The following is a 6,052-nucleotide window of genomic DNA, read 5'->3' on the forward strand; positions in this document are numbered from 1 at the left end:
AGAAATAGGCGACGAGCCCGAACAAGAGCACGATGAACCCGTAGCGGATGGCGTGGTCGCGCAATGTCATTCGGCGCTCCCGCGCGCTGCTGCCGTCTTTACCCAACCCGAACCCATGCTCTCTCCATTCCAATTCCTATAGCCCGCGCTCAGGCCGCACTGTGCAGCGGCCCGCCGGCGACCTCGGCCAGCAGGCGGTCGAGATCGACATCGGCATTGCGGTGTTCGCCGACGATAGTGTGTTCCGACATGACCAGGATGCGATCGGCGGTCTCCAGGGCCTCGTCGAGTTCGGTGACGAACAGCAGCGTGGCGCGTCCGTTTGCACTCGCCCTGAGCTTGGCGGCAATGTCGCGCCGGGCCGAGATATCGACGCCCTGAAACGGCTCATCCAGGATGAACAGCCTTGCATCCTGCGCCATCCAGCGGGCGACCATCACCTTCTGCTGGTTGCCGCCGGACAGCTCCGACATCTCGTCCTTCTCGGAACGGCAGACGATGCTCAGTTCCTCGATCTGCCGGCGTGCCGTGGTGCGTTCGAGGCGGCGCCTCAGGATGCCGAAGCGAGACATGCGCTTGTGAAACGGCAGGCTGATGTTTTCCTGGATGTTGAAGCCTTGGACGATGCCGTTCTCGCCGCGGTCCTTGGCGACCAGGAACACGCCGGCAGCGATCGCTTCGCCGGCTGTTTCAGGTGCATAAGGCCTGCCGTTCAGCGTCATTGTACCGGCGAGCGGCCGGCGCACGCCAAACAGCGTCTCGGCAAGCGCCGTCTTGCCGACGCCGACGAGGCCGGTGATGGCAACAACCTCGCCGTCGCCGAGTGTCAGCGAGATCGGCCGGGCGCCCGGCGCAATGCGTAGACCCTCGATCGTCAGGACTGCCTTGGCCGAATTCCTGACGACGATCTGGTCGAGATGGATCTTGCGGCCGAGCATGGCGTTGACCGCGCCTTCATAGTCGAGCGGTTTCTTGTCGAAAATGCCTGAGATGATCCCGTCACGCATCGAGACGATGCGGTCGGCCAGCCGCCTGATGTCCGACATGCGATGCGAGATGTAGAGGATCGCCACGCCCTGCTCGCGCAGCCTGTCGATCAGCGCGAACAGCCGGTCGGCCTCAGCGCTGGACAGCGATGAGGTCGGCTCGTCGAGGATCAGCACTTTCGGCTTGTGCGCCAGCGCGCGGGCAATCGCCACCATCTGGCGATCGGCCAGCGAAAGATCGCTCACCCGTGCCTTCAAATCGATGGCCAGCCCCATGCGGTCGGCAACCGCCTTGGCCTCCCGCCGCACACGGACCGGATTGAACAGGGTCGGCGCGCCGCTGCCGCTCAGCCGGTCGAGGGTCAGGTTGGTGGCGACGTCGAGGTCGGCGACGACACCGTCGTTGATATTCTGGTGCACGGTGACGACGCCGGCGCGGATCGCTTCGGCCGGGGTTTTCGGTGCGAAATCCTGGTCGGCGAGCGCCATCGTGCCGCCGCCGCGTTCGTAGACACCGGAGATGATCTTGACGAGGGTGGATTTGCCGGCGCCGTTGGCGCCCATCAGCACGGTGACTTCGCCGGCATGCAATTCGACCGAGACGCCGCCTAGCACCTCGTTATGGCCAAAGGATTTCCTCAGTCCCTCTACGCGGAACACGGCATTACCGACCATGCGTTCCTCCCTGACATGACGCTATGGGCTGCATCGGCAATTGTCAACACGATTGACAATTGCCAGACCGCTTCCTAGCTTGGCCCAGCCGCCACGCCTCCGTTATGTTCGGAGCGCATAAGCGGGAGGATGATGATGACTGAAAAATTGCCGTTCGAAGCACTATCGGTCGAAACCCTGGCTGCACGCCTTGGCGGCAACGAGGCGCTATGCGCGAAGATCGGCAAGGACACCGGCGCCTGGAAGGTCCGCGAGGTCGGCGACGGCAATCTCAACCTGGTGTTCATCGTCGAGGGCGCCAGCGGTGCAGCCGTGGTCAAGCAAGCCCTGCCCTATGTTCGCCTGGTCGGCGACAGCTGGCCGCTGCCGTTGAAGCGCTCCTTCTTCGAATATCACGCACTGACCAGGCAAGAGGCACGCGCGCCAGGCTCGGTGCCGGCGATCCATTATTTCGATGAAGGCCAGGCGCTGATCATCATGGAATATCTTGCGCCGCCGCACATCATCCTGCGCCGTGCGCTGATCGACGGCCGGCAATTGCCAAACATCGCCCGGGATATCGGCCTGTTCATGGCCCGGACGCTGTTTCGCGGCTCCGACCTCCATATGGCCGCCAAGGACCGCAAGGCCGATCTGGCGCTGTTCGCCGACAATGTCGAGCTTTGCGACATCACCGAAAGCCTGGTGTTTTCCGACCCCTATTTCGACGCCAAGATGAACCGGCACACCTCGCCGCAGCTCGACGGCCTGGTCGCCGAACTGCGCGCCGACCGCGACCTGAAGGTCGAGGCGCAGCGGCTGAAGCACATCTTCGCCACCAATGCCGAAACGCTGCTGCATGGCGATCTGCATTCCGGCTCGATCATGGTCACCGACAGCGAAACCCGGATGATCGATCCGGAGTTCGCCTTCTACGGCCCGATGGCTTTCGACGTCGGCATGCTGCTTGCTAATTTCTGGATGTCGTTCTTCTCGCAGCGCGGCCACGAACAGGAGGGAAAGCGCGACGCCATGCGCGCCTATCTGCTCGGGGTGACGACCGAGACCTGGGCGGTGTTCCGCGCCGAGTTCTCGCATCTATGGCGGACCGAACGCTCCGGCATGCTCTATCAAAAGAGCCTGTTCGAGGATCAGGGCGACAGGCTCGGCGCCGAGCAGGCGCTCGACCATGTTCTGCACCAGATGTGGACCGATCTGCTCGGCTTTGTCGGCATCGAGGTGCACAGGCGCATCCTCGGCCTCGCCCACAATGCCGATTTCGAGACCATTGCCGATGAGGATTTGCGCGCCAGTTGTGAAGCAAAGGCGCTGAAATTCGGCCGCCACCTCGCCGTCAACCGGCGCCAGATCCACAGCATCGACGAGGTCAACCAACTGGCCGCGCTGATCGAACAGGAGAGCAGCATTTGAACGTCGGCGACCGCCACTATCGCACCATCTGGCTGAGCGACGACGGCCGTTCAGTCGATATCATCGACCAGCGCTGGCTGCCGCATGATTTCCGCATCGAGACGATCGGCACGGTCGACGGCATCGCCACCGCCATCCGCGACATGTGGGTACGCGGCGCGCCGCTGATCGGCGTCACCGCTGCCTACGGCGTCGCCATGCAGATGGCTGACGATCCGTCGGATGCAGCGCTCGATGCCGTGTGGGAGACCCTGCACGAGACGCGGCCAACCGCGATCAATCTGCGCTGGGCGCTGGACGAGATGCGGCGCTTCCTGCGGCCTTTGCCTCCCGAACAACGCGCGGCAGCCGCCTATCGGCGGGCCAGTGAGATCGCCGACGAAGATGTCGGCCTCAACCGCGCCATCGGCGAGAACGGTCTCGCCATCATCAAGGCGATCGCGGCGCGCAAGCAGAAGGGCGAACCGGTCAACATCCTGACCCACTGCAATGCCGGCTGGCTGGCCACGGTCGACTACGGCACCGCCACGGCGCCGATCTACCTGGCCACAGAAGCCGGCATTCCGGTCCATGTCTATGTCGATGAAACGCGGCCGCGCAACCAGGGCGCACAGCTGACCGCTTGGGAGATGGCCGGGCACGGCGTGCCGCACACACTGATCGTCGACAATGCCGGCGGCCATCTGATGCAGCGCGGCGCAATCGACATGGTCATCGTCGGCACCGACCGCACAACGGCCGACGGCGATGTCTGCAACAAGATCGGCACCTATCTCAAGGCGCTCGCCGCCGCCGACAATGATGTGCCGTTCTATGTCGCACTGCCGTCGCCGACCATCGACTGGACCGTGCATGACGGACTGGCCGAGATCCCGATCGAGCAGCGCTCGGCCGACGAGGTCTCGCTGGTCTGGGGCAAGACCGCCGCCGGCGAGATTGCCCAGGTGCGCATTTCGCCGGAGACGACGCCTGCGGCCAACCCGGCCTTCGATGTGACGCCGGCGCGGCTGGTCACCGGCTTGATCACCGAGCGCGGCGTTGCCAAGGCATCGCGCGAGGGATTGAAGGCGATGTTCCCCGAGCGGGCGTAGCCCACGTCCCTAGTACAGAGGCTCGGCCATATGCTTCGGTGTCGGCCATGTCTCGGTAATGCCCGGCTGCACCGGCCGCTCCAGATAGGTCGATAAAACCACATAGCTGCGCGTCGAGGTGACCCCCGGCGTTTCGTACAGGCGCGCCAAAAGGCCTTCGAGTGCTCTGGTGTCTTCCGTGCGGACCTTCAGCAGCATGCAGGTATCACCGGCGACCGTATGGATCTCCTCGACTTCGGGATATTGGGAGACCGCCATCAGTTCCGGCGTCTTTCCCCAGCCCCTGGTGTCGATATGGACAAAGGCAAGCAAAGGCTTTTTCACCGCCCGGGGATCGATTATGGCGACTGTGTTGCGGATGGCGCCGCTGCGACGGAGCCGTTTGACCCGCTCATGCGCTGCGGGTGGCGACAAGCCGACGCGATCGCCGAGTTCGGCGTAGCTGATCGTGGCGTCATCGACCAGGACACCTAATATTCTTCGGTCTATCGCGTCGAGATCGCGGGCCGCGGGCCTGTTCTGCAGAATGCCATCTGTTTCTTCATCCATGGCGAAATTCCTGGTTCTCCGCTGAATAGAATACGGCCATTATGCTGATATGTCGAACATTGATCAAGTTGCGCCATTGACTGCCCGAGCCCCGATCCCGGCGCTTGCCTATCTGCTGACCGGATGCATAGCTGTCATTGGCTCGAACTCGCTTGTGCTGGGTCCGATCGCACCGGCTGTCGCCTCGTCGTTCGGCACCAGCGTGCCGGCCGTGATGATTGCGGCGGCAGCGTTCGGCCTTGGCACCTCCGCAAGCGCCCTGTTCCTTGCGCGCTACATCGACCGGCTCGGTGCTCGCAGGATGCTGCAGAGCGCACTGTTGCTGTTGGCATTGGCGCTGGTCGCAAGTGCCGCGGCACCCACGGTGACCATGCTGATCTCCGCACAGCTGCTGGCCGGCATCGCTGCCGGCATCGCCATGCCCGCGATCTATGCCAGCGCCGCAGCCATTGCCCCACCGGGCCGTGAAAGCGGCACGATCGGCGTCGTGCTGACCGGATGGACGCTCAGCATGGTCGCCGGCGTTTCGCTTTCGGCCGTGCTTGCCGATCTTGTGCATTGGCGCGCCGTTTTCGCAGCGGTCGCGGTGCTTGCGGCCCTTGCATGGATGGGGCTGACAGTGACGTCGCTCAGCGACATCAGGAAGGCCGGACCGGCGCCCGCCCCGCTGGAAGCGCTCGGCATTCCCGGAATCCTGCCGCTGCTGGTCGCGTGCGCGGCCTTCATGACTTCGTTCTACGGCGTCTATGGCTATCTCGGCGACCATCTTCATGTCGGGCTTGGACAGCCGGTGAGCGCCAATGGCCTGGCGGCGCTTGCCTACGGCATAGGCTTCGGGACGGCTGCTCTGCTCGACGGCGTCATCGACAGACTGGGTGCGCGGCGCGTCATGCCGTTTGCCTATCTTCTGGTCGCAGTCGTCTATGTCGCGATGGCGGCGACGAGCGGCAGTTTCGGGCTGACCTTGACCATGGTGGCAATCTGGGGACTGGCCAATCATTTCGGCCTGAATGTCCTGGTAATGCGCCTGTCTGCGCTCGATCCGTCGCGGCGCGGCACGATCATGGGCCTGAACAGTGCGGTGACTTACCTCGCGGTCTTCGTCGGCACCACCAGCTTCGGGCCGCTCTACTCCAGCTTTGGTTTTGCCACTTGCGCAATGGTCGCAGCATCGCTGATGCTGATCGCCGCATCGGCGGCGGCGTGGCGCTAATCGACAGAACGGGATTGGCTATCCGTCTTCCAGAGCAGTCGCTTCAGGTTTCAAATTCGCCCGTCACCCTTTACGGGCGCTGGCGCCGCCCCTCACCTGCCTGCCGGCATCCTCTCCCCGTATAGTGA

Annotated in this window: 5 protein-coding genes; 3 read left to right on the forward strand and 2 right to left on the reverse strand. The window is 63.8% G+C overall.

Annotated features, from left to right (window positions below; translation table 11 throughout):
- Positions 1–149: 149 nt before the first annotated feature.
- Positions 150–1,661, reverse strand: coding sequence for a sugar ABC transporter ATP-binding protein (locus EOD15_RS26610; protein ID WP_127320964.1), 1,512 nt, complete (start codon positions 1,659–1,661; stop codon positions 150–152).
- A 135-nt stretch (positions 1,662–1,796) separates the two neighbouring features.
- On the opposite strand from EOD15_RS26610, the gene mtnK reads away from it, so the two are divergent.
- Positions 1,797–3,071 carry an S-methyl-5-thioribose kinase gene (gene mtnK, locus EOD15_RS26615; protein WP_127320963.1) on the forward strand — a complete coding sequence of 425 codons (1,275 nt, stop codon included), beginning with the start codon at positions 1,797–1,799 and terminating at the stop codon, positions 3,069–3,071.
- Complete coding sequence (mtnA, locus tag EOD15_RS26620) at positions 3,068–4,162, forward strand: S-methyl-5-thioribose-1-phosphate isomerase (protein ID WP_127320962.1); 1,095 nt, start codon at positions 3,068–3,070, stop codon at positions 4,160–4,162. The genes mtnK and mtnA overlap by 4 nt, the downstream gene beginning before the upstream one ends.
- 9 nt (positions 4,163–4,171) lie before the next feature.
- Here the strand turns inward: mtnA and EOD15_RS26625 are convergent, their stop codons facing one another.
- A complete protein-coding gene (locus EOD15_RS26625; RefSeq protein WP_127320961.1) occupies positions 4,172–4,711 on the reverse strand; it encodes an Lrp/AsnC family transcriptional regulator in 540 nt (179 codons plus the stop codon).
- 49 nt (positions 4,712–4,760) lie between these two features.
- Here EOD15_RS26625 and EOD15_RS26630 point away from each other — a divergent pair, with 49 nt between their 5' ends.
- Positions 4,761–5,924: an MFS transporter gene (locus EOD15_RS26630; RefSeq protein WP_127408985.1), complete on the forward strand. Its 1,164-nt coding sequence runs from the start codon at positions 4,761–4,763 to the stop codon at positions 5,922–5,924.
- Positions 5,925–6,052 lie beyond the last annotated feature (128 nt).

It is taken from the genome of Mesorhizobium sp. M7A.T.Ca.US.000.02.2.1, from assembly GCF_003996995.1.
GTDB lineage: Bacteria > Pseudomonadota > Alphaproteobacteria > Rhizobiales > Rhizobiaceae > Mesorhizobium.

Coding starts and splice junctions, on each gene's coding strand:
- EOD15_RS26610 (WP_127320964.1), bottom strand. CDS start 1,661: ATGGTCGGTAATGCCGTGTTCCGCGTAGAGGGACTGAGGAAATCCTTT.
- EOD15_RS26625 (WP_127320961.1), bottom strand. CDS start 4,711: ATGGATGAAGAAACAGATGGCATTCTGCAGAACAGGCCCGCGGCCCGC.
- mtnK (WP_127320963.1), top strand. CDS start 1,797: ATGACTGAAAAATTGCCGTTCGAAGCACTATCGGTCGAAACCCTGGCT.
- EOD15_RS26630 (WP_127408985.1), top strand. CDS start 4,761: ATGTCGAACATTGATCAAGTTGCGCCATTGACTGCCCGAGCCCCGATC.